The organism is Telluria antibiotica, assembly GCF_011682055.1.
Taxonomy (GTDB): domain Bacteria; phylum Pseudomonadota; class Gammaproteobacteria; order Burkholderiales; family Burkholderiaceae_D; genus Telluria; species Telluria antibiotica.
The window spans coordinates 228016-251748 of record NZ_JAAQOM010000013.1 but is presented as its reverse complement, the minus strand read 5'-3'; the positions used below and the strand labels follow the sequence as shown (position 1 = coordinate 251748).

Genomic DNA, 23733 nt, shown 5'->3' with positions numbered 1-23733 from the left:
CTGTACAACCATCACATTCCGCAGCGTGCGCTCGACGCAAAAACGCCCATCCTGGCCCTCAAGGAATGGCAGAAGAAGCGTCCAGAATTATTCGTCAAACGCGTTTATGATCAAACGGGACTGGACAGGTTATCCCCCCACATAAAGGACCTGTCAGAAATTCCGTGTGTGGGGCCAGAATTCGTAGTTAGGTAATCGCGTTGGTGAAGCGCTCGCCGAACAACTACGTGGCCTCGCTCGACGTCCAACTCAAGCTGTTCTACCTGCCGCCTTACTTGCCACATTTGAATCCCGACGAACAAATCTGGGCGCACGTCAAGCGCCAGGTAAGCCGCCGCCTTGTGCGAAACAGTGATGATATGAAGAAGCTCGCGCTCGGCGCGCTGCGCCGCATCCAAAAGCTCCCGGAACTGGTCAAGTCGTTCTTTCGCCAACCGGAGTGCCAATACGCAGCAGAATGACTTTACTTTCTAAAAGGTTAGTAATTTCCAGCCGAAGCCGGCGCTGCAGGGCTTCAAGGATGCGTTGTTGGGGAACTGAGCTTCTACGAATAGCGGGCTGCGATTGATTGTGCCGTATTCGTTCCCGGGTCGTGGCCGTTTTTCCGGATAGGGCAGATAAAAGAATGCATGAGGGAGGGCCGGTGCGACGGCCCTCCCTTGGTCACAGCCGCTTATTGACAGCTTTAGCGGCAGGAAACGCGGTACGCATCGAGGCTGAGGCGCTTTTTCAGGAAGTCCATATTCGCCGCATTAGCCTTCGGGCAGAAGGTTGTGGGAGCGAGCGAATATTCGATGCCGAAAACCGCTTTATTCAAGCCAGTAAATGCCGTGTAAACGCCGCACTCATTATAGTCGAAGCATTCCTCGTTTATCGCAAAGTCGAAATACGGCGCCAGCACTTTCACCTGCTCGATGTCGTTCTTTAAGCCGACTGACAAATTGCGGTTGTGAGCTTCCTGTGCAATCATCTTGTTATAATCAAGTTGATCCTGAGCCGTCAATGGAAAGCCGGTATCATTGGTATAGCTGTCAACATTGTCCGGATCGACGCCATCGCAGCCCTTGCTTGCCGCCATATCCATTCGTTTGCCCATGATGCTGCGGAGAACCGTCAGTTGGCGGATATCCAGCCAGCGTTCATCGGGCCAACCGTCCAACGTATTGCCCAACACCGACGCCGGGAAACTTGCTGCGTCCTCACGCCAGTCTTCATAGCTGCCGGCGCTGAAGTAGCAAATGACCTTGATGCCTTTCGCCTTGAGCGAGGCAATGGCCGTGGCCGACGTGTCAGACGCGTCGATGTCGTACATCTTGGCGTTGATACTTGTATTCAGGGTCCCCGAAAATTGGATTTGGAACGACGTGCCGGGCGTCGGCACCCAGACCGAGGACGGATAAGTGGTGGCCGCGGCGGCGGCCCCCACCGTCGTGTCCGTCGTAGGCGTAGTCGTTGCCGTTGAGGTTTCGGTAGCAGTGGTACTGGTCGTGCGCCTCGGCTTCAAGAAGTGCTGGCGCTTTTGCGTGGAGTTGCTCATGCTCGCCAATAATTGCGGCGATTGGCTGGCCGCGGAAGCGCCTGAGTCGGCATTGCCACCACCACATGCAGCCAGAGTGGATGCGAGAACGAAACCGCCGGCGGCGGAAACAAGGAGTTTGCTCGATTTATTATTGAACACGGAAATTCCCAAAATGAGTTAACAAACTAATTACGGATCGAGGCGATGAAAATCATCGCGATTCAATCGTTAATCAAGTGTGCCAATATGATTGAACCACTTATAAGGCAGGTAATTGGTGCCGAATTAATTGAACACGCGCGTCATCGTTTCTATCTGAATTTTCCCAGCCGAACGATTTGTGGTCGCAGTATTGCTCAGTAAAATTCCCTTTGTCAACCGCATTTTTATTCCGAATTGCCTGAAGATTTTGAATAATAAATGAAAATGTAAGCAATGTTGATCAAATGGTTATTGAAAAAGCGCTGCAAGAGAAACAATGACCGTTATAAAAAATATCAACGGGCCAGGTCGAATCCGGAACTGCTCAAAGTGGCCAACGGCCTGTTGGCGAACTGGCCGAAATCCGAGGATTTGACGGGCGAGACGGCCTGCTCAAACAGCTCACCAGGATGCTGGTCGAGCGCGCGCTGGAAGCTTGGATGACCAGGTACCTGGGCCGACAAAAGCGGCGAGGTGATCAACAGCCCCGCTGACAGCGCGATCGGCTGTGTGTCGTACACATGGAATTGCAGAAGAAGGGTGCCCGCGAGCGCTATAGCGTGCGGCTACGATCTGAAGAGACCGGAATGCAAGCACGAGATGCGCATCGCGGTCAAGAAGGAGCGCCATGCACGCGAATTTTTCATCGCGCTGTCGCACGGACGAAAGTGAGAAAGCGCCGCGACCTCCTGACCGGCATGCAGGACGAGCCGGGCGGAAGATGGCGGCGTTCTAACAGCGGGGAATGAAGGTGGCGTGCGGTTCGGCCGGAAACATGCCTGTCTTCCGGGTCGGATCGCCGACAGCGTGCTGACATTTTCTGAATAAGAAGGGGGCCGGCTTCGAACCGGTGATCCTTACGGACTGCCCATGGGACGAGTATGCATCTTGTTGCTTGCGCCCCACAAAGTCACCCCTCCGTTGGCCTGATTCTGATGACCACTACCAGGCAGGACCAGCGACCGTCACGGTGCTACTCGCACTGACCGTTATGGTCGAGATGGTCTGACCGCCGTATTTCTCGGTAGTGCCTGCGGACACGCCGGTGATGGGGACGTTGGTGGCCGAGTTCGCGGCGGTCACCTGAATCTGGCTGGAGGTGCTTCCAAGTATCAGCCTCGCACTGACCCCGGCATTGTTGTACGCCATGCGGGAGGCCATGCGCACTCCGATGTCGTGTTGTGCGAGGCTGACGATCGGCAACGTAGAGATCGCGTTGTACTTTGCCAGCGTACGGTTGATCAGGTCACCCATGACGTTGTTGTTCCCGTCGTAGGGATACAGATTAGCCTGGTGGAACATCACCGGGTTGATGCTGTACTTGAGGAGGTATCTGAGCCATATGTCGGATTCCTTGTCCAGGATCTCGGCATAGCTGAGGTTATGATCCCAGTACGGCATGGTGCCGGAAGGCCCGTAGAAGGAGTTGTACTCATCCACCCACTCGGCGGGCGTGTGCACGTTGTAGTAGCAATTGGTGGGATAGCGCGGGATGATCAGCAGACCGGTGACGTAGGTGCTGTAGAAACCGGTATTCGGCGATGGGTTGTTCCACCCCGGCTGGGAGGTATCGGAAAGAATGTAACGGATGCCGAAATCCCATGCCGCCTGCAGGAAATATGGGTTGTCGAGCCCGGAGATCTCCGGCTGGATCATGCTGTCTTTAAAATATTTGACCAGCCTGAGATTCTTCGCCTGGGTGTTGTTCCATGCGAGCTCATTGGTGGAGTCCGCATAGCTCATTCCGGTCAGGAGTTCGTGGTCCCAGGTATGGCTGATCCAGCGGAACGGTAAATCGTTCTTCTTGATGGCGGGTGTGAGCGTGTCATTCTGGTACTCACCGCTTGCGCCGACTCCATTGAAGGGTATCTCAAGGGTGATCTTCGCATTGTTCGGGTGAGCCGCATTCATCGTGGACTGCCATTGGATGAGCTTGTTGTAGTCCGGTCCCGAGACCCGGTACGACAGGTTGGAATTGGTCGTATGCAGCGCGACGTCCCACAAGTCGTCGTCGAGAAGCATGTCGTCCGGTTGGGGCGCCATGTACACGTGGCGTTCGCCGAGGAACACACCTTTGCTGACCCAGTTGATCACCCCATAGCCCAGCGACAGCGTGTGGATGAGGTCCGGATTGCCATCGGTCGTGATGGTGAGATTCTGCCTTCCGTCCGCATAGGTGCAAATGGATGCGATGGGATTGCCGCTGGACGTCGACAGCAGAGGCGTCAGCGTACCGCCGGTGCCGGGTTGCGCAAGATAAGTCCAGGCTTTCTGGATACTGACCGGATTGCTCGGGTTGAGGTAACTGAAGACTTTCTTTCCCGCTGTGGTGAGCGTTGCATTCACCGGCGTCGTGTTGGTGTCAGTGCCCTGCGGATTTGGCATCGACAGGCAATAATTGTCCGGTGCGCCAACCGGGTAGGTGTACAGGGTCGACTGCCGCACCCTGAACGTCGTTTCGTACTGCCACAGTGTTTGCCACTGATCGGCCGTCAAAGCGCTTTGCCAGTTGCCTCCCCCCGCATCGTAGGCAAGGTTGCCGGTGGTAAGGAAGATGCCCTGATAGTAGCCATTGCCGTTGCCGTCGGAAAGCGTCGAGGCGGTCAATGGCGTTTGAGAAGCAATCAACACGTCATAGGGCACATTTAACTGGTCAAGTATCGACTTGATACCGGCCAGGACCGGCTCCGTGCCGTCGGCCGATACGACCAACATGCGCATATTGATGGAGGTCGCCGGAACCTGCGTCTGCGCAGACGCTGGAAGCGATGTGAGGACACCCGTGGCAATGCCCAGCATCGCCCCGCACAGCAAGGTTGCAGCAAGGCGTCGCTGGCCGCGTCGCACGGCGGTTCGCTTGATGAGGTCAGAAAAAGAGTACATGTCAACTCCTGTTGGTGGGTTCGTTCTAGTGGAAGAATGACTAGCGCAGCCTCGCCACGGCATGCTGTGGCTTGCTTGGATACTCGCGCGGCTTCACCTGCGCACCCACGGGGCGCTTCGCTTTCCGGATCATGCGGTTGGTTGCGCCAGGGACGGTCACGGAGGTATCGACTGTCGTTGTGGTACCCGTGGCGGACGTTGCCGGGGTGGTCCCCGGGGAGGTCTGGGCGTAAGCCAGTCCGTCGCTGATGGCAAGACAGGCAACGATGCTGGTCAAAGTCGCCAGGGATCTTGAAGTATTCGCTTTCATGTCGTCTCCATGGTCAGAAAAATGTGCTGGGTTGTTGAGCCGCCGGGCTTCGTACGCGTTGGTGGCGGGTGCTCCAGGGTTGAAAAATCCATGCACCGGGCGCCCGATGCAGGTCCGGGTAACTCGGTTTCACTGCAACATAAAGGTTTCATATTCGAGTTCCTCCAGCGTTTTCGAAAGAACGAGCAGGCCGGTGAGGACAACGGCGAGCATCGCCACCGCAAAGCCGTAGCCGTAGTATTCCGGACCGAGCATGATGCTGACCTGCGTAAAGAGGAGGTTCGGAACAGTCAGACCGACGCATAGCCAGAGGGCGATCATGCGTCGGTCAAGATAGAAAAAGACGTTCAGGATCGCGAGAAAGAGCACGTGTAGAGCGGCGCCGATAAGGCGCAAGTAGAGCAGTGGCAGGTTCAGTGGCGAGATGTCCATCCAGACCAGCAGGCGTTCGCCCCACACGAACAGGAGCAGCGTCGTCACTGCTTGCACCTTGATGAGTTCGAGCACGCCGATGCGCACTGTCAGCACGATCCGGTTGCGCTGTTTTCGAATCTGACTGAGCGACCCGCCGGCGCGGACGCTGTCGTAAAAGCCTTCGTAATGCTCGACGAAGTCGGTCTCCATCCGCAGCAGGAACACTGCCATCCCCGGGATAATCGACAGATAGGCGAGAAAGGCAGGCAAATCGTAAATCAGCGAGGCGTTGAATGGCCCCATCACCTGCTGGCCGAGGAACGGGGTGTACCAGAACAGGAACTTGTCCACCCACACGCCGAGGTTGTAGAACAACCCGATCAACACGAGCGAGGGATACGTGCAGCCATTGCGGAAGAATGCAAACGAAACCCAGGTACTGGCCGGAAAGCTGCGCAAGATCAGGGCGAGCATCCCGGCTAGAAGAAACGCCTGTCCAAACACGAATCCGAACATCAGGCCTTCGAGGCCGCGGGTTCTCAAGGCCAGGGATGCGGCCAGGGTGATGCCGTAGCCCAGCGCATAAAGCCAGACGATCTCCTTGTACTGCTTCAGGCCGGCCAGGAAGATTGTGGCGATCCAGATGTTGCAGACCACGACGAAGGACGTGACGAGCAGGATCCGGTAAGCGGGACTCTGTCCGGGGAAGAGTAGCCAGACGCCGACGATACCGCCCGTGCCGGCCAGCGAACTGACGACAAGGGAGACCGCACGGTAGTTTGGCACGACCACATCGAGCCGATTTTCGTACATCCGGTCGGCGGTGAACCGTATGAACGCAAGCTGGAACGGGCCCGTAAGGATCAACGACAGTGCAATCACATACCGGATGCTCGCCTGGAATTCGGCAAGGACGATGTCCGGACCTGCCACGCCATAGCTCAACAGGCCGATGACGACGATGCCGACCATCGAGAGGATCCACGGACCGGATCCCAGGATAGCGGCCAGGGTATATGCTTCGATCAGCGAGCGCAGGTTGTCCCGTCTGAGTATCCTGCGCAGTTCGAATCCAATGCCGGCCATCACATCACCCGTTCGAATGCGGACACCCGCGGCGCGTGGGCGCGACCGCAGCAGGCGGGTGCGTGAGCATCAAGTTGTAGATTGCACGGTACTTCCCGAACATGATGTCGTGCGTGTAGTAGCGCTCGACACGTGCGATTGCCGCTGCCTGGGACGCGTGCCAGCGCGCCTTGTCACACAGCAGGCGAATGGCTGCATGCGCAAATTCTTCTGGCTCGGCGATGCCGACGACTTCTCCGGCCGCCCCGAGTGCTTTGTCTTTCTCGTCCAGTCCGTAGACCAGTTGACGACAGGAGCCGACGTCCGTGGCCACGCAGGGCACCCCTGCAGCAAAACCTTCCAGCAATACAAGGGGAAGCGCTTCACTGATCGAGGACAGGACGATGAGGCCGACTTTTGGAAGGATGTCCGCAATATTCTGGAAGCCCAGGAATTTGACATTCTCGGTGAGGCCCAGGTTGGCGGCGATGCTTCGGCATTCGGCCGCGTAGGCAGGATCCTCATCTTCCGGGCCGGCGATCCATCCCTGCGCGTCAGGCAGCTGGTTGACCACGGTGCGCATGGCGCGAATGAATGTCTTGATGTCCTTGATCGGGACGACTCGCCCGATCAGGCACAGTACCGGCGGCGGCGACGGCGGCCGTAAAGCGCGCAGTTTTTCGATCCGTCGCAGGTCGATGCCGTTGGCGATGTTCAAGGTCCGCTCCGCTGGCGCGCCGTCGGCAACCTGGCGCAGCCTGTTCGCTTCGTAAAGCGCCACGATGTGGTCCGACGCTTCGTAGCAGATCTTGCCGAGCGCTTCGAAAAACCGGATCCACAGTTCACGCAAGTACGGAGCCTGGGTCGCGTCCTTCTCGAAGACACCGCGGCTATCGTGGATCCACGTGCTCTGGAACAGATCGATCCTCCGCTCTTTCGTATAGATGCCGTGTTCCGACAGGGTCAGGGGGCGGCCGGTCTGGTGCTTGAGGAGGGCTCCAAGAAAACCCGCGTATCCGGTGGAGACCGAGTGGTAGCAGCGCGTCGGCGGAAGGTCCTGCGCAATTTGTTGCAACTTCCAGACGGGCATGTGCATCATGCGCACCGTCCAGAAATAGTCGATGAAGGATGGGTCGGTGCAGTGGCGTTCGTACTCCTCGGCGATGCATTCCCACGCCTGTTTGCTGTACAAGAATTCCGACGCGTCGAGGTGCCTGCCCTCGGGGAGCTGGGGCACGATTTCGTTCATAAAAGCGTTCAGGGTGGTCACGGACGCTCCCGATCGCAGTGACTCGTGGAACGTACGCACTGTAGTGAATGCCTTCTGGTTTCCCTTGCTACGCCGCTTTGGGGGCAGATCGTGCTCCTCGAGCATGAAGTGCCGTTCCATATGAACGACATTTTCGGGCAGCGCATACTTGGGCTCGCCGTAGTCATCCGACCGGGCGCCGATGAAGCAAATCCCGAAGGACAAGTCAGGAAAGCCGCGGATGATCTGGTTGACCCAGCTGGATACGCCGCCGCTCACGTAAGGGAAGGTGCCCTCGAGAAGAAGCATGACGTCACACGTCTGTGTCGCGCGCTTGCTGGTGTGTGGCTGCTGGCTCATTGGAGCTCCTGCCGATACGCTCGTGCTGCAGCGGGGGCATCCGGTTGTGTGCTCACTTCGGAGCGCCCGCGCGCTGGCAGGATGGCGTCAACGCCGGCCAGATCCCCGGTGTCGGTGTCGGGGGCGGTCGCGCCCCCCAGCCAGTAACGCATCGCAGGCTCGAGGGAGGGAACGCCCATCCCGGCAAGGCGGAGAAGGGTTGCACGCACGTCGAGGTGGCGCCGTTGTAGATACCTGAGCTCTGCGAGATACGGCAGCAGGCGCTCGGGTGCGCAGCTGCATCGGCAGGCATGGTCAAAGGCCAACTGCGCTGCGTCCGGATTATTCATCGCCAGTTCGAGCCGGGTAAGGAGGAACCAGATACTGGCGTCGTCGCCATGTTCCAGTACCAGTCGGGCATGCGTGCGCATCTGCTCCGCGGAGTGGACAAGCAGGTCGCCTTGTACCAGTGACTGATAGATCAATTCCCAGTACAGCTCGGTCAACTGGTGGTGTACTTCCTTCGCCTCACTCCGTCCGCACCTGGCAAGCCTCTTTTCCAACTTGAGGATGCGGCGCGTGACCTCTTTCTCTTTGCCGTCGAGAATGCCGTAGGCAAGCAGCCGTATGTCGTCACACGAATCGGTCAGAAGGCTGTGCAGGATGTCCCGCGTCACTCGTGCCGGCGTCTCCTGGATCGAGGCGAGAGCACCCATTTTCTGGTTGGTCGGCGTATCCTTGTTGAGTAGGCGCGCCCGCACCTCGCCTCCTCGGAATGAGTAGCCTTCACGGCCTCTATGAAGCGTGAAACACGGCTCGTCGAGCGTAGTAATGTTGTCATCATGACGTGTAAGCGTAAATCGTTTGGCGAGGTACTGGCCGAGTGCGAGACTCGCCAGGCCGGCGACCGGCATGGTCATGTTCAGTGCGAACAGATACACAAGTTCGTGCGATGGGCGCGCTGATTTGCCAGCATGAATTTGCTTATAAGACCCGAGCGCCAGCAGTGCGCTGGCGCCGCCCTGCAGGGCGAGGAACACAAGGGCGTGAGTGGCTTTCGCCTCCATGTCGGCAACGTAGAGGAGTGCGGCGAACTGGCCCGCGATACCCAGGATCGTGTAGAGCTTATTCATGGCACTTTTCCAGGAGTCGGGCAAGCGTATCGCCAGATGAAAGTCGTCCCAACTGCACGGTATGCGTGCCTATATGGGCCGAAGGCGTCTGCGTGCCCGGGTATCGTTTCAGGGCCGACTCGATGCGCAGGATGTAGCCCTGGACTGCTTCGATCCCGGTCATGGGTAGAAGTGTGATCGCCAGCCTGTGGTGCTGGTCGCTGAAAGCCCATTGCATGTCGATACTGCGTCGCAAGCTTCGCACTTGCTCGAATAGCGCCTGGCCCTGCTCGGTATCGTCGAACACGTGCGCAACCATGGAACTCGCGATGCCCGCATCGCGCCGGGTCCGGCACAGGCGCACCAGCTCGAGGGCGAATTCGTTAGGGATGTCCGGGAACCGCGTCACGATGGCGGCGGCAGCATGCTCGTGTTCGACACCGTCGGCGTAGTAGCCGGCCAGGACCGTCATCAGCTGGAGATTTCCCGTGTTCAATGCAATGAACGGCATCTTTGACACTGCCAGCACCCCCAGGAGTTGCCCTGAGGAGGACTGCAACGGGGCGCATGCGACGTAACGCGATGTCTGCTCGGACGCGTCGATGTTGCGCAAGTGCGAGAGCTTGCGCACGCTCATGCACTGCCGCACCATGGGATCATTCACGTCAAGGGTGGCCTTCGGCCCGAGATAGGCATGCGGCGTCGCCTCAACCCAGCCGTCATGGATGATCCGATGGACAGCGGCCGCTTCGAACTGACATCCTTGGGCTACCACACGCAGGAAGTCATCGATCCCGGGGAGTGTGTTGCCACTCCTGTGCTCTTTCTGCGTGATTGCGCGTAAGCGCTGCAGGGTTTCTCTCAGCGTCAGCGTTTTGGAGAGCATGTCGCGCTCGAGCCGCTCATGCGACAGACGCAGCAGAAAGTGGTTGCGCGTGACGATCTGCAGGCGCTCTTTGAAATACAGGTTTGCTGCCAATACGCGCCGGTGTCGGTCACTCCAGACATCGGAGAACTGGCCGCAGATCAGAGTCCATATCGTTCCGCCGACAAAAAAGGCGTGCGGAAATCGTTCGGCACGCACCCCGCCTGTCAAGTCAACAGACGGATGCAATGCACGCAGGGCGAGCCAGGTGGCGAGGAAGACCATGCTCGCCAGGATGGCAATCGAGGTGCCGTAGCGCATCGCAACAAGCACGGGAATGGTCCATAGCCAGGGAAACTGCGCATGCACGCCCAATGGGTCAGCCGGGTTGATCCATCCATTCAAGGCGACCCCGGCAAGGCACATCAGTGTGGATTCGATGGCCCGCCCGATCCACACCGCAGGTTCGGCAACAGGATCCTTCCTGGTATCCGGGAAGGCCCGGCGCAACAAGGGTTGCCGCGCCGGCGGATCCTCGATGAGGGGTTGGTCGTGGTCGCGCATGGTTCACAGCTTGGCGTTGGCGATCGGGACGATCAGTTTGCGGGTCAGCTTCTGGGCAACCCCGGTGAGCGCCTCCCGGCTCCATCCGGTGCCGCTTCCAACAGCAGTCCAGATGACCTTGCCATCGCGGATGTCGACAACCTCCACGGTGATGCCAACGGCAGGTTCGCCATCGACGCCGACCTTGTAACGCCACTCGTCCACGCTCCCGGTTACTGCGTAGCGCACACCTTTGCTGCTTGCCCAGTCGAGCGCAGCCTGGCGGCCCTTGCGGTCAGCCGGCTCGAACAATGTCTCGTCATTGAGTTCGTGCGGGTAGTGCTCGAGGTCCACGGGGCTGCTGGTGCGCAGTAGCGACACGACGATGGACTCTTCGCGAAGCCCTGCCTGCGGAGTCTCGGTGTTGTTGATGAAGGGAAGTAATCCCCATCGGGCACCGGCATCGAAGGCCGGCGCAGGGGCTACCTCCACCGTCGAGCAACTGGCAGCTAACATGGACGCAGTCAAAAGTAGGGCGGGCGTCATCCACCGGGTCAGAAGTACCATTTGTAATCGACTCCTATTTGCCGAAATCCACTGGGGTTGAAGGTTGTGCCCGAGATGCGTTGCACGCGTACGCGCAGCATGTCGCTACCGAAGACACTGCCGACGGCACCGATCATGCCGTTGAAGCCGGTGCCGGCCATGCGGCTGGAAGTCACTCCCAGTTCCGCGAATGGTCGGAATGCGCGTGAGTAGGTGCCATCGATGCTGTTGCCGATGCCTAGGCTCACGCCGAAAACCGTGTCGCCGTCCGGGACAATGGGAATCGAGCCCGGAGCTGCTCCCGGCGGGAGGTAGCGACCGATCTGTGCGTCCGTCCTGCCATTCGACGATGTGGAAATCCCCGAGGCATAAGCACGGATCAGGATGTTGGGGTAATCGGTACGAAGGCTGGACCCTGCCTCGAGAGTGTAGTTGGTCCCATGCCCGAGCGCCGTGCCGGCCAGCGAGGCATACCGTTGCCAGCCAACGGTCAGGCGGGCGTATTCGGTGCGCGCAAATTGCTGGGTAAGATTGACTTGTGCGCCGGTGCGCTGGCCGCCAACGCGGAGCAGGACGGATTCGATGGCCGGCATGTGCCAACCAGCGGTCGCAACGATGGTGGTGCCACGTACGATCTCCTCCTGCCATTCGATCCGCGCCCCGGTCGAGTGCACGCCGGCCTTCCGGTACATGAGCCCAGCCATGACATACCCGGTGTAGGTTGTGTGTCGCGCCAACAGCCACAACATGGTGTCGCGGGGAAGGGCATGTGACAGTTGCGTCGGATCTTCGGTCGAGTACATGCTCTCGACACTCTCCGCAAAGACGTCAACGTTACCTCCCGCCCGCGCGCCAGCACGGAGCGACCGAACCGTTCCACGCAGTGGCGACTGTCGGAAACTGCGAAGCTCAGCTCCCAGTGCGGGCGCCTGTGTGCTGACCAGGTCCGTAAATCGTGTGTGCAGAGCGTCGCTGTCGGGAAGCTGCTCAAGCGCGTTGAAGGCCGTGGATTGTGCAGACGGCAGCCGGTCCAGCCTTTGCTCGGCTTCGATTCTGTCCAGCGTGGGCAGCCAGTCCGGTGACGTGTCGAGAAGGTTTGCGAGTGCGACCTTGTCATTGGACTGGAGTACCAGCGAGAATTCGGCCCATAACGGTTTCGCGATCTGGCTCGAGTAGCGTGTCGCCAGCCATGCCCTTGCGAGGTCATTGGCCTCGTGGCTCATCGCCCATGCCAATGCGACCTCACGCGCGCCAGCGCCAAGGGTTTCGTCCTCGCGCTGCTTGCGGGCCGCCGGAGCGGCGAACAGGGCGGACGGACTGGCAGACCGGTCACGATTGGCTTCTGCGCTGCGGGTGTCCGCGCCGTTGATGGCAGAAACCTGTCGGATCAGATCCGCCCCGCTTTTGGGAGCGTCAGGCAGCTTGAGGGGAGCGTCCAGGTTTTTTACGTCGACGCGTAGGAGGGCTTGTACGACACGTAGCGCGTCGTCCGCGTTCATGAACAATGGCGCCAACAGAGCGATCCGGTTGCGCATCTGCGCCAGCTGGTCCGGATCCCCTTTGGCCAGGGTTCTCGGGTCCCGAAGTCCTGTCCACGCGCGCCGGCGAATGCGCCAGGCAAGATCCGACTGGCCGACGGCGTCGAGCGCGTCGGCGTAGCTCATCAGCCAGAGGTAATCGTTGCGAGGGAAGCCGCGCTTTCTAAACCAGTGCAGAGCGTCCGTCGGCCGGTTCAAAGTCATGCAGGCAGCGGCGAAGGGACCCCATAGCTGTTGTTGGTCTTCTGCGTCATGCGCCCACGCCTGCATGGATCGCCGCAATGCTGTCATGTCGTGCAACGCGATCAGGGACCACATGAGCGCAGAGCGGAGATCAGGATCATTCGGACGGAGTACGTGCGCCCGCCTGATCGTGCCGTTGGCTTGCTCGGTGCGCCCGGCAGCTTGCTGCACGAATGCCTCGAGGGAAAGGAAGGCAGGGTCTGCCCTGAGTGTCTCGATGCGCTCAGCCGGCATCGCTTCGAGGAACTCGATGGCGCCTCCTGTATCCCCGGCCCGCGCCATCAGCGCAAGCGCATCGAAGGCGAGTCTCTTGTTACCGGTCTTTTCGAATCCGAACATCGCTACACGCGATGCAGCCAGCGGATTTTCCTTCTGGAGTACTTCCTGCAATGCGGTGATATCGGACTCGCTCCAGGCGTCTCTCTGTATGATTTGCGCATATGCGCGGACCGCGAGATCGTTGGATCCGGCCAGGATCGCGACCTGGCCATAGGTGCGCCAGAATTCGGTGTCATCTGCCCGGGCAGCGCTACTGGCCGCGTCCATCGCAGCGAGCGCACCCATGTTGTCTCCACGCTGGTAAAGCGTCGAGGCAATGCGTAGAGCGCGTCCGCTGTCCTGGCCAAGCTCGCTCTGCATCCGTCGCAGCGCATAGAGGAGGTCATCCTGGCGCTTGGACCGTTCTGCGACCGCTGCCATGGTCTCGAGGATGTTCTTGAGGGTGTTCTTGTCCACCTTGCCCGATGCCGCAGTGCGTAGAAGGGATATCGCGCCTTTCGCGTCGCCTGCCGCCGCCTTGAGTCTCGCAAGGGACTGGAGTGCATCGGGATTGCCAGGGTCGCTTGCGATCTTGTGCGTCAGAGCTTCCTCGAATGCCGCACGCTCATGCAGGTATTCGGCCAGACGCAAAACACTGGACCATCCCTCGGGATCGCCGCTGCGCCGCGCGTAAGCGAGCCAATGGGAAAGTGACGCGCGCTGCATACTGTTCCATTCGCTGGTCTGGGCAAGACGTTTACGCCACTTCATGTCGTCCGGGCGCTGCCGTACCGCCGATTCGGCGAGCAGGCGTGCATCGGAGATGTCCCTGTTTGCGAGGAAAGTGCTGAACGCAGTCTCATATGCCTGTTCGTCGAACGGCAAATTCACGATCCCGGGCTCGTCCTTCCCGCCGACACGGAAAATGCGTGGGGATGCCGAAGCGAGTGTCCATGCGGCTCGAGCGATGAAGGCACCAGGTTGTGGTCGAGCCCCGGTGATATGACGGTCGGCGTCTCCATGGTTTTCTGACAGCCTGTTTGCTCGAACCAGGTCAAGCGCGTAACGTTGCGCCGCGTCTGGCCGATTGACTGAGCGGGCCAGCTCGATCAGCCGAAGCAGGGTCGTGCTGTCGTTCGCCAACTGGCCTATGTGGTTGTCTGCGGCCGGGATCACTTCGTCGAGTAGCCCGCCGCTGCGAAGTGCAAACAAACCCTGCAAGAAGTTTTCGCGGCGCTCTTCGGTCGTGTCGCTCACGCCCATTGCGCGAAAGTAGAGGACGGCGGCGGCACGCGGCTTTTGAAGTTCGACTGCAATGTGGGCCGCTTCCACATACTGGGCAGCGCTGATTCCCCGGAGGAGGGTCGCCATACGCGTGAGCACGGCAAATTCCTGTTCCTCGAACCGAAGGCTGCGGGTCTTGGAAAGAAGGCGCATGAGATGATCTGGTTCCTGTGCGTCTTCAACAAGGGCATCGATGCGCCCTTTCAGCGCCTCGGACCGGGCACTCCAGACGACTGGGGAGTCCGCTGCTGCAAACATTTCTTGCTCGAGTATCTCGACATCGATCCACAAGGACTCGGAACGCAATGCCGGATCCCTCGAATCGAGCAGCGGTGCAATGATGGTCCGGGCCTGAACAACAGACCCCAGACGAATGAGCTCGCGCGCCAGTTTCAGCCGGAGATGCCCGGACCGTGGATTGGTGCGCAGGAACGCCTCAAGGTAGCCAACGGTGAGCTGGTCGGGTTTCTTGTTCTTGTAGCTCTGTGCCAGCCGCGTTTCGATGGACTGTCGTGGAAAGGCGAGGGCGAGGATCACTGCAAGCGACGTACCGAGCCCGCCGACCGTCCAGGACGTCACCAGGCGACTGCGTTGATATGGAGCCTCGTACGAGTGCCACTCAGGTCGCCGACGTTCCGGCCCGTTAAATTGCAAACCGTTTTTCATGACGGGCAACGCAGTTGGACAAGCGAATTGAGCGTTACATCCGTCACCCAAGGGATAAAGCCGGCCGCGCGGATTAGCGAGGCCGTATTCATCGTCTCTGCACAAGTGTCAGGACCTGTGGGGCTTACATAATCAATCGCAATCGCTGGCAGGCCGTATCGGTCCCGCGCGTTTGCGAGTTGCGCGGTCAACCAGGCTCTGTCGGACGGTGTGACCTGGCCATATTGTCCTTTCACAGCGTCATAACCGCGGTACAGGGACTCGGCGGCAACTGCGTGGACGAATTGGGATACGTCGGGAAGTAACTCAAATCCTCTGTTGAATATCAGATTTGCGTCCGGATGCCGCGCTTTCAGGTATTTAATGGTTTCGACAAGCGCTTGACGCTGACGTTCGCGCTCCAAATCTGTTTTCGCGAAGAGTTGATAGGAATCCAACGTGTCAAGGAAGAATCCACGCCAGCCTTGGCGCCATAGCGGTTCGATGATCGAGGTCAGAAGAAACTCTCTCCACAATGGCGAGGTTTGATCGACTATCCAGGAGCCCCAGTTCTTGTTTTCGGTGCGTAGAGTCTGCCGCGGGACCTGGGCGAAATAGTTTCGAGTTACGTTAATCTCGCCGATCGAAACGTACGCAAACAGAGCCTGGCGACGTTTCGCCGCGAGCTGAAGTGCCACTTCTGGTCGGGCGACGTGATCCGGCTCTAGAATGACCATGTCTATGCCTACCATGTCCTCGAGTGGAGGAGTGGGCCCATAATAGAAAGCGACAGTCTTCTCGGCGTTGCCGTGCGCGGTTGCGCGGTCAAGCAATGTCGAGCCACCGAAAATAGCGCAGCCGAATACTGTCATAAGCATCGTTCTCATTATCGCCCTCCCGAAATAAACCAGCGATATATATCGCCGCTTTCCTTCATTAGATTTCACAATGATGCTGGATCGAAATACATCGTGATCCATCTAACATATTTACTTAATCTATTGCAATATTCGCGGCATTTAATGAACTCAAGGCCTGCTTTCTCCCTGCGCATTAACTAAAACCATTTTTGTAAATTAGCTCGCCAGCACATTACATGACTAGAAAGATTTGCCAAGCATCAACAAGTGCATTTGCAATTGCGTTTCATGCGGCATGAGTTTGATTTAAATCAAACTATATTCTGCGGTTAAAAACTGGGCCGGGCAATAGGAATCTCTGCCTAAAAAAACCAGTACGTTTGTCTACGTGTTTGGTATTACGCGCTGATATTCAACGGCATTGCCGCCCATTATTGAATGCAAGATTATGCATTGCGATTTGACGGGGTATGGGCATCCTTACGTTATTCGACCTTATAGAAGCTAAGTCATATTTCCGACGGCGTGGACCCGATTCTGAACGTTATTAATAAATGGTCTGCGAACCGGAGATTGCCAAATGAATACCGACGACCGTGCGGGTGAAAACGATTTCGCATCAAGCGGCGCCGAGCTGGGTTCTGTCGCATTGTTGAGTGCGGGACGGATTTTTTGAGCCGAGCGTGACCTCGGCTTACATTGGACGAATGTGTCCTGCGAGCGCGTGAAATTGATCGGCGAACGACATCGAAGCGGCTCCATCGATGACGAACTGGCCCTTGCGGATCATGTGCGTCAGCTCGACGCCAGCGAGCACGTTGGCCGCCGCGCGAAACGATTTGAAGCCCAGCATCGGCCTGGTCACGCGCTTGACCGTGCGATGGTCCTGCTCGACGATGTTGTTGAGGTACTTGACCTGCCGCACGGTGATCGGGACAGCCAGGGCCCCGTTGATCTCGTCGATCGAGGCCTTGTTGGCGCCGCTCTTGTCCATCGCGATCTTCTCCGGCACACCGTTCTCACGCATCGCTTTCTCGAAGAAGCGCTTGGCGGCGGCCATGTCACGCTGTGCTGTCAGCAGAAAATCGACTGTTTTCCCTTCCTTGTCGACAGCACGGTAGAGATATTTCCAGACACCCTTGACCTTGATGTACGTTTCATCCATCCGCCAGCTCGTGCCGACCTTCCGCTTATGCTTACGGGACAGCTTCTCGATCAGCGGCAGGAATCGGATAGCCCACCGGTTGAGCGTTGAATGGTCAACCGACACGCCGCGCTCATCCATGATTTCCTCCAGGTGCCGGTAGCTCAACGGGTACGCGGCGTACCACCGGATGCAGACCAGGATGACGTCGGCTGGAAAACGCATTCCTTTGAAGCTCAGCATGTCAAATAATTAAGTGTTTGGGCGCCACAGTCTACCCGACCCGGACTGCATCGTCGTCAATGCGACACAACCACTGTGTCTTGTGTGTTAGCGGCACTCCAGCGCTGCGCGGTAAGGCCGCGTGCTTGTCGCACCACCGCATGAAATTCCTCATGGCATGCACCGTGCATTAGCCTCGGTGCTATAGTGGTTAAACCATAACGTGTGGTTGTCATTCGGACAGGAGGCTGTCCGAACGGAACCTTGCCTGCCTGCGCGACGCTGCAAGAGCAGGAGAAGTCAGACACAATCGCTGCAATTCATACGTTATTCCAAGCTGGGATGTGCGATGAATATCGGCAACTATCAGGTACTCGAGCAGGTCACCGCGACAGCCGGCGGCAAGATCTACCGCGCCCGGCATGTCCAGGACCGCACCGCCGCTCTCGTCAAGCTTCCGGCGCGAGACAGTGCTGCTGACAGCCTGCGGCATGAATACGTCTTGCTGCAATCCCTCTATGTTCCCGAGATTCTCCGGCCGCTCGCGCTGATCGAGGACGGTCCGCGCGTGGCCCTACTCCTGGAACCGTTCGCCGGCGAGAGCCTGGAGGCCGTGCTGGCGCGCCAACCAAGCATCTCCCTGCCGGAGGCGCTCGCCATGGCAATCCAGCTGACCCGCGCGCTGGCGGCACTTCATGCGGCTGGCAGCGCGCATTGCGACCTGCGCCCGGCTAACCTCCTGATTGCGGGCCTGGTGAAACTGGCGGACGTGAGCCAGGCGGCTTCGCGCGAGGGTGCGACGGCCCTCCGCCAGACAGTTGCCGGCGATTGGGCCTATGTCTCGCCCGAACAGACCGGGCGCATGAACCGCCAGACCGATTACCGCACCGATTTCTATTCGCTGGGGATCCTGCTGTATCGCCTGCTGACCGGACAACTGCCGTTCCAGGCCGAGGATCCGCTGGAATGGGCTCATTGCCATCTTGCCCGCCTGCCTGTTCCCCCGAGCCAACTGAGCCCGGATATTCCCCCGGTCGTGTCGGACCTCGTGCTCAAGCTGCTGGCCAAGGTGCCGGAGGAGCGGTATCAGAGTGCGGGCGGCCTGTTGGCCGACCTGGAGCATTGTCTGTCCGAATGGCAGGCGACTGGAGCGATCGCGCCGTTCGCACTGGGCGCGCGGGACGTGCCTGATCGTTTCCAGATCCCGCCCAGGTTGTACGGACGCGAGCGGGAACAGGCGGCGCTGCTGGCCGCGTTCGACACGGTGGCCACGACGGGCAGGCCGATGCTGGTGATGGTGGCTGGATATTCCGGGGTGGGGAAATCGGCCTTGGTCAATGGGTTGCAACAGCCGATCCTGGAAAAGCACGGCTCCTTCATCGCCGGCAAATTCGAACAGTACAAGCGCGACATCCCCTATGCCACGCTGGCGCAAGCGTTCGGACTTCTGTTGCGCCAGATTTTGGGCGAGAGCGATGCCAAAATCGCGCACTGGCGGGACGCTCTTCGGGAAGCGCTGGATCCTATTGCCCAGCTCATGGTCAATCTCATCCCTCAGCTCGAACTCGTCATCGGCCCGCAGCCGCCCGTGCCCGACTTGCCGCCCCAGGAAGCGCAAGGCCGGTTCCAGTTGCTGTTCCGGCGCTTTCTCGGCACGTTCGCCCGTCAGGAACATCCGCTGGTGCTGTTCCTCGACGACCTGCAGTGGGTCGATGCGGGCACGTTGGCTGTGCTGGCCGATCTCACCACCCATCCGGACGTGCGCTACGTGCTGCTGGTCGGCGCATACCGTGACAACGAAGTCGATGACAATCATCCGCTGACGCAGCGCCTGGAAGCGATCCGCCAGGAGGGCGGGCTCGTGCAAAGCATCCGGCTGTCTCCATTGTCCCTGGATGACGTCGCGCAGCTCATTGCAGAAGCCTTGCATTGCCCATTTGCAGCGGCTCAGCCGCTGGCGCAAATGATACTCGACAAGACTGGCGGCAATCCCTTTTTCACCCGCCAGTTCCTGTCCACCCTGGCCGAGGAAAAGCTGCTGCACTTCGATGCCGGCGAGGGAGCATGGTGCTGGAATCTGCCGCGCATTCATGCCAAGGGATACACGGATAATGTGGTGGACTTGCTGCTGGGAAAGCTCATCCGCCTGTCACAGGAATCGCAAAACACTTTGATCCGATTCGCCTGCCTGGGCAATACCACCGACGCCGCCACGCTCGGCCTCATCCTTGATTGCCCTGCGGACGCTGTCCACACCTTGCTATGGGAGGCCGAAGAGACAGGGCTGGTTTATCGCCAGGACGACAGTTATACCTTCCTCCATGACCGGGTTCAAGAAGCAGCCTATTCGCTGATTGCGCCTGACGCGCGGGCCGACTTCCACCTCTCCATCGGTCGCCTCCTGGCATCCGGCCTGCCGTCCGTTGCGCTCGTGGAACGGATCTTTGACGTGGTCAGCCAGCTCAATCGCGGTAGTAGCCTAGTCGTGTCGCCGGAGGAACGCGAACGGATCGCCGAACTGAACCTGCTGGCGGGCCAGCGCGCGAAGACGGCGGCGGCCCATGCCTCGGCCCTGGCGTATTTCACAGCAGGCGCGGCCCTGCTAATGGAGGATTGCTGGACGCATCGGCATGCACTGATCTTCGAGCTGGAACTAAATCGGGCCGAATGCGAATTCCTGACGGGGGCGCTGGCTGAAGCGGACGCGCACTTGGCCGTGCTGTCGGGACGCGCCACCACGACTGTTGAACAGGCAGCTGTGACGTGCCTGCGCGTGGACCTGTACACGACGCTGGATCGCAGCGACCTTGCGGTCTCGGTCGGCCTGGACTACCTGCGAAAACAGGGTATCGACTGGTTGCAGCACCCCTCGCAAGAAGAGGCGCGACGGGAATATGCAAGGGTCCGCGAGCAGCTCCGCGGCCGCGCGATCGCGTCACTGATCGACCTGCCGATGATGAGCGACCCGGCATCGCTGGCGACGCTCGACGTACTGAACAAGATCGGATCGCCGACCAAGTTTACCGACGTGAACCTGAATGCCCTGACTGTCTGCAAGGCGGTCAATCTCATCCTCGATCGCGGTAATTGCGACGGTTCGAGTTTCGCCTTCGTCTCGCTCGCCGTCATCGCCGGCCCGCTCTTCGGCGACTACGAGGCCGGGTTCCAGTTCGGCCCGCTCGGTTGCGCACTGGCCGAACAACGCAACCTGAAGCGCTTCGAAGCGAGTACCTATTTTCTTTTCGGCGCGCTCATCGTCGTTTGGGCCCAACACATCCTGGCCGGCCGTGACTATCTCCATCGTGCATTCGAAATCGCCAACAGGCAGGGCGACCTCACGTTTGCCGGCTACAGCTGCGCCACACTGGGTACGAACTCTCTGGCGGCAGGCGACCCGCTCGGCGCAGTGCAGCAGGAAGCTGAACAGAGAATCGCCTTCGCGCGTAAGGCGCGCTTCGGTCTCGTCGTCGATATCGTCGCCGCACAGCTCGGGCTCGTGCGGATGCTGCGCGGATTGACGACGGAATTCGGCAGCTTTGACGACAGCGAATTCGACGAACACCAGACTGAGTGCCGATACGCCCACAACCCAAGGCTGGCGTTTGCCGAGTGCTGGTACTGGGTCCGCAAGCTGCAGGGGCACTTCCTGGCCGGTAACCCTGCGGCTGCCATTGCCGCTGCGGCGCGGGCGGAACCCCTGCTATGGACGTCGAACGGATTGTTCGAGACAGCGGAATATCCCTTTTATAGTGCGTTGTCGCGCGCGGCGTTCTGCGATTCCCTCTCCGTCGAGCAACGCGCGCCGCATCTGGACACCATGGCTACACACCTCCGGCAGATCCGGGCCTGGGCAACGCACTGTCCGGCGAACTTCGACAACCGCGCCGCCCTGGTCGGCGCGGAGATCGCCCGACTGGAAAACCGCGACCTTGATGCCATGCACCTCTACGAGCAGGCCATCTGCTCGGCACATGACAACGGCTTCGTGCACAACGAGGCGATCGCCCACGAGCTCGCCGCCCGGTTCTACCTTGCACGCGGGCTGCCGACTTCCGGCCATGCCCATCTGGAGCAGGCGCGCACCTGCTATGCCCGATGGGGTGCCGAGGGCAAAGTCAGCCAACTCGAACGGTCGTTTCCACAATTGCGCAGGTACATCGAGTGCGCAACGGCCCCGACCGAGGGCGAAACCCGGCTCGACCTGCTGTCGGTCGCTAAAGCGTCGCAAGCCATCTCAGGACAGATCCTGCTCGACGAACTGATCGACACCCTGATGCACTTGATGCTCGAAAGCGCGGGCGCCCAGACGGGCTGCCTGCTGCTGGTCCGGAACGACGAGCTAGCGCTGGCGGCCGAGGCCAGGGTCGAGCGGGAGGCGGTACAGGTGATCCGGCATAACGGAGAACCGCTGCCGCACGCACACCTGCCTTTGGCCATCCTCCAGTATGTCCGGCGCAGCCGGGAACCGGTACTGCTGATGGACGCAACCGCCGCGCACCCGTTTTCAGCCGATCCCTATTTTGCCCAGCAACATCCCAAATCCGTCCTGTGCCTGCCGATTTTGCGCCAATCGGCCCTGGTCGGCATACTGTACCTGGAAAATCGCCTGGCCACCCACGCCTTCAACCCGGGCCGCGTCCAGGTGCTGGAACTGCTGGCGTCCCAGGCCGCCATCTCGCTCGACAATGCCCGGCTGTATGCGGACGTGCGCGACAGCCATGCCCGCATCCAGCGCCTGGTCGAGTCCAACATCATCGGCATCCTCTTCTGGGACCTGCGCGGCAACATCACCGACGCCAATGATGCCTTCCTGCGCATGACAGGATATTCGCGGGAGGACGTACAGTCCGGCACACTGAGCTGGACCGCAATCACGCCGCCGGAATACATCGAGATCGATGCAGGTGCCGTCATGGAGCTCAGGCGGACCGGCAGCGCACCGCCTTTCGAAAAAGAATATATCCGCAAGGATGGAAGCCGCATTCCGGTGCTGATCGGCGTCGTCCTGTTCGACGACTCGCCGGACCACGGCGTGGCATTTGTGCTCGACCTGTCCGAGCGCAAGCGCGCCGAGGCCGAACGGGAAGCCCGGCATGCTGCGGAAGCCGCCAACCGCGCCAAGAGCGCCTTCCTGGCCAACATGAGTCATGAACTGCGCACGCCACTGAACGGCATCCTCGGCTATGCCCAGATCCTGGAACGCACCTCCACGCTGGGTGAACGGGAGCTTGCCGGGGTGAACGTGATTAAGAAGAGCGGCGAGCATTTGCTTACCCTCATCAACGATATCCTGGATCTGGCCAAAATCGAGGCCGGCAAGATGGAACTCTACCCGGTCGTTGTCCCGCTGGTCCGCTTCGTGCAGACCATCAGCGAGATCGTAGGCGTGAAGGCGGCGCAAAAGGGGCTGGAATTCGTATGCGATCTCGTGCCCGACCTGCCACCATCGATCCGAATCGACGAGAAACGGCTGCGCCAGGTACTGCTGAACCTGCTGTCCAATGCCGTCAAGTTTACCGACAGTGGCCGCGTCACGCTGCGGGTGCGCTTCGTGCCGCCGGACCGGATGCTTTTCGAGGTGCGTGACACGGGCACCGGCATTGCCGCCGATCAGTTGAAATTGATCTTCGAGCCGTTCGAGCAGGCTGGCGACAGGCAGCGGCGTGTTGCCGGCACGGGGCTGGGCCTGACCATCTGCCGCCAATACGTGCGCCTGATGGGCGGCGAGGTCGAGGTCGAGAGCCAGGTCGGGCAGGGCAGCGTATTCCGCTTCGAGGTGAACGCGCAGCCGGTGCAAGCGGCATCGGCCGTGGCGGCAAGCAAAAACGTGACCGGCTACACGGGGCTGCGGAGGAAGGTGCTGGTGGTGGACGATATCGCCGAGAACCGGGCGATGGTGACCGATCTGCTCACGCCGCTGGGTTTCGAGGTGGCCGATGCCGCCAATGGCCGCGAAGGCGTGGAACAGGCGCAAAGCCTGCGGCCGGATCTGATCCTGATGGACATTGTCATGCCGGAGTTGGATGGACTGGAAGCCACACGCCAGTTGCGCCAACAGGAAGCTTTCCGGGGCGTGCCGATTATTGCGATGTCGGCCAGCGTGTCGGCCAGCGACAGCGAGCAAAGCCTGGCCGCCGGGATGAACGCCTTCCTGCCGAAGCCACTCGATGCGGACAAGCTGCTGGACCATATGGCCGGATTGCTGCGGCTGGAATGGATCCATGCGCCGGCAGGCATCAAGCCGGAAGGCGAAGCGCCTTCGCTTGTGATTCCTCCGGCGGACGACATGGAGGCACTGAACCGGCTGGCCCGGGCGGGCAATATGCACGACATCGTGGCGTACGCAAACCGCCTGGCGAGCCAGGACGAGCGCTATCGCGCTTTTACCGACAATCTGAGTGGGCTCGCCAGGAGGTACCAGTCCCAGGCCGTGCTGCGCCTGATCGAGGTGCATCGGCAACATCATCCCGACACGCAGGGCAGCCGGTAATCA

11 protein-coding genes and 3 pseudogenes are annotated in these 23733 nt (G+C 59.8%); 4 read left to right on the top strand and 10 right to left on the bottom strand.

The annotated features are described in order from the left end of the window. Positions 1-126, top strand: a pseudogene (locus tag HAV22_RS31915) (IS481 family transposase); the annotation flags it as partial. A 98-nt stretch (positions 127-224) separates the two neighbouring features. Further along, positions 225-461, top strand: a pseudogene (locus HAV22_RS21480) (transposase); the annotation flags it as partial. A gap of 224 nt (positions 462-685) precedes the next feature. On the opposite strand, the gene HAV22_RS31340 reads toward HAV22_RS21480, so the two are convergent. After that, on the bottom strand, positions 686-1678 hold the full coding sequence (locus HAV22_RS31340) for an endo alpha-1,4 polygalactosaminidase (protein ID WP_208296302.1): 993 nt from the start codon (positions 1676-1678) through the stop codon (positions 686-688). Positions 1679-1954: 276 nt separating this feature from the next. On the opposite strand from HAV22_RS31340, the pseudogene HAV22_RS31910 reads away from it, so the two are divergent. After that, positions 1955-2187 (top strand): annotated as a pseudogene (locus HAV22_RS31910) (hypothetical protein); the annotation flags it as partial. Between the two features lie 475 nt (positions 2188-2662). Here HAV22_RS31910 and HAV22_RS21465 read toward each other — a convergent pair. From HAV22_RS21465 to HAV22_RS21425, 9 genes are all read right to left on the bottom strand, one after another. After that, positions 2663-4603, bottom strand: a complete 1941-nt coding sequence (locus tag HAV22_RS21465) for an Agd3-related carbohydrate deacetylase (RefSeq protein ID WP_166861795.1) — start codon at positions 4601-4603, stop codon at positions 2663-2665. A 439-nt stretch (positions 4604-5042) separates the two neighbouring features. After that, positions 5043-6413, bottom strand: coding sequence for an exopolysaccharide Pel transporter PelG (gene pelG, locus HAV22_RS21460; RefSeq protein ID WP_166861794.1), 1371 nt, complete (start codon positions 6411-6413; stop codon positions 5043-5045). Between the two features lie 4 nt (positions 6414-6417). Beyond that, entirely contained in the window at positions 6418-8001 is a 1584-nt protein-coding gene (gene pelF, locus HAV22_RS21455; RefSeq protein ID WP_208296301.1) for a GT4 family glycosyltransferase PelF, read from the bottom strand. Next, positions 7998-9113 carry a hypothetical protein gene (locus tag HAV22_RS21450; protein ID WP_166861793.1) on the bottom strand — a complete coding sequence of 372 codons (1116 nt, stop codon included), beginning with the start codon at positions 9111-9113 and terminating at the stop codon, positions 7998-8000. Before HAV22_RS21450 ends, pelF begins: the two co-directional genes overlap by 4 nt. After that, positions 9106-10521 carry a PelD GGDEF domain-containing protein gene (locus tag HAV22_RS21445; RefSeq protein ID WP_166861792.1) on the bottom strand — a complete coding sequence of 472 codons (1416 nt, stop codon included), beginning with the start codon at positions 10519-10521 and terminating at the stop codon, positions 9106-9108. The genes HAV22_RS21450 and HAV22_RS21445 overlap by 8 nt, the downstream gene beginning before the upstream one ends. Before the next feature lie 3 nt (positions 10522-10524). Then, complete coding sequence (locus HAV22_RS21440) at positions 10525-11067, bottom strand: penicillin-binding protein activator LpoB (protein WP_166861791.1); 543 nt, start codon at positions 11065-11067, stop codon at positions 10525-10527. Continuing rightward, positions 11055-14948: a tetratricopeptide repeat protein gene (locus tag HAV22_RS31850; protein ID WP_166861790.1), complete on the bottom strand. Its 3894-nt coding sequence runs from the start codon at positions 14946-14948 to the stop codon at positions 11055-11057. The genes HAV22_RS21440 and HAV22_RS31850 overlap by 13 nt, the downstream gene beginning before the upstream one ends. Positions 14949-15031: 83 nt before the next feature. Then, a complete protein-coding gene (locus HAV22_RS21430; RefSeq protein ID WP_166861789.1) occupies positions 15032-15901 on the bottom strand; it encodes an endo alpha-1,4 polygalactosaminidase in 870 nt (289 codons plus the stop codon). Between the two features lie 667 nt (positions 15902-16568). Next, positions 16569-17261 (bottom strand): IS6 family transposase, encoded by a 693-nt coding sequence (locus HAV22_RS21425; protein WP_166861788.1) that lies wholly within the window; start codon positions 17259-17261, stop codon positions 16569-16571. Positions 17262-17589: 328 nt separating this feature from the next. On the opposite strand from HAV22_RS21425, the gene HAV22_RS21420 reads away from it, so the two are divergent. Next, complete coding sequence (locus HAV22_RS21420) at positions 17590-23730, top strand: AAA family ATPase (RefSeq protein ID WP_166861787.1); 6141 nt, start codon at positions 17590-17592, stop codon at positions 23728-23730. Positions 23731-23733: the final 3 nt, after the last annotated feature.

Excerpts from the sequence above, each read along its gene's own strand:
- HAV22_RS21465 (WP_166861795.1), bottom strand. The coding sequence starts at position 4,603 with ATGTACTCTTTTTCTGACCTCATCAAGCGAACCGCCGTGCGACGCGGC.
- pelG (WP_166861794.1), bottom strand. The coding sequence starts at position 6,413 with ATGGCCGGCATTGGATTCGAACTGCGCAGGATACTCAGACGGGACAAC.
- pelF (WP_208296301.1), bottom strand. The coding sequence starts at position 8,001 with ATGAGCCAGCAGCCACACACCAGCAAGCGCGCGACACAGACGTGTGAC.
- HAV22_RS21450 (WP_166861793.1), bottom strand. The coding sequence starts at position 9,113 with ATGAATAAGCTCTACACGATCCTGGGTATCGCGGGCCAGTTCGCCGCA.
- HAV22_RS21445 (WP_166861792.1), bottom strand. The coding sequence starts at position 10,521 with ATGCGCGACCACGACCAACCCCTCATCGAGGATCCGCCGGCGCGGCAA.
- HAV22_RS21440 (WP_166861791.1), bottom strand. The coding sequence starts at position 11,067 with ATGGTACTTCTGACCCGGTGGATGACGCCCGCCCTACTTTTGACTGCG.
- HAV22_RS21430 (WP_166861789.1), bottom strand. The coding sequence starts at position 15,901 with ATGAGAACGATGCTTATGACAGTATTCGGCTGCGCTATTTTCGGTGGC.
- HAV22_RS21425 (WP_166861788.1), bottom strand. The coding sequence starts at position 17,261 with ATGCTGAGCTTCAAAGGAATGCGTTTTCCAGCCGACGTCATCCTGGTC.
- HAV22_RS21420 (WP_166861787.1), top strand. The coding sequence starts at position 17,590 with ATGAATATCGGCAACTATCAGGTACTCGAGCAGGTCACCGCGACAGCC.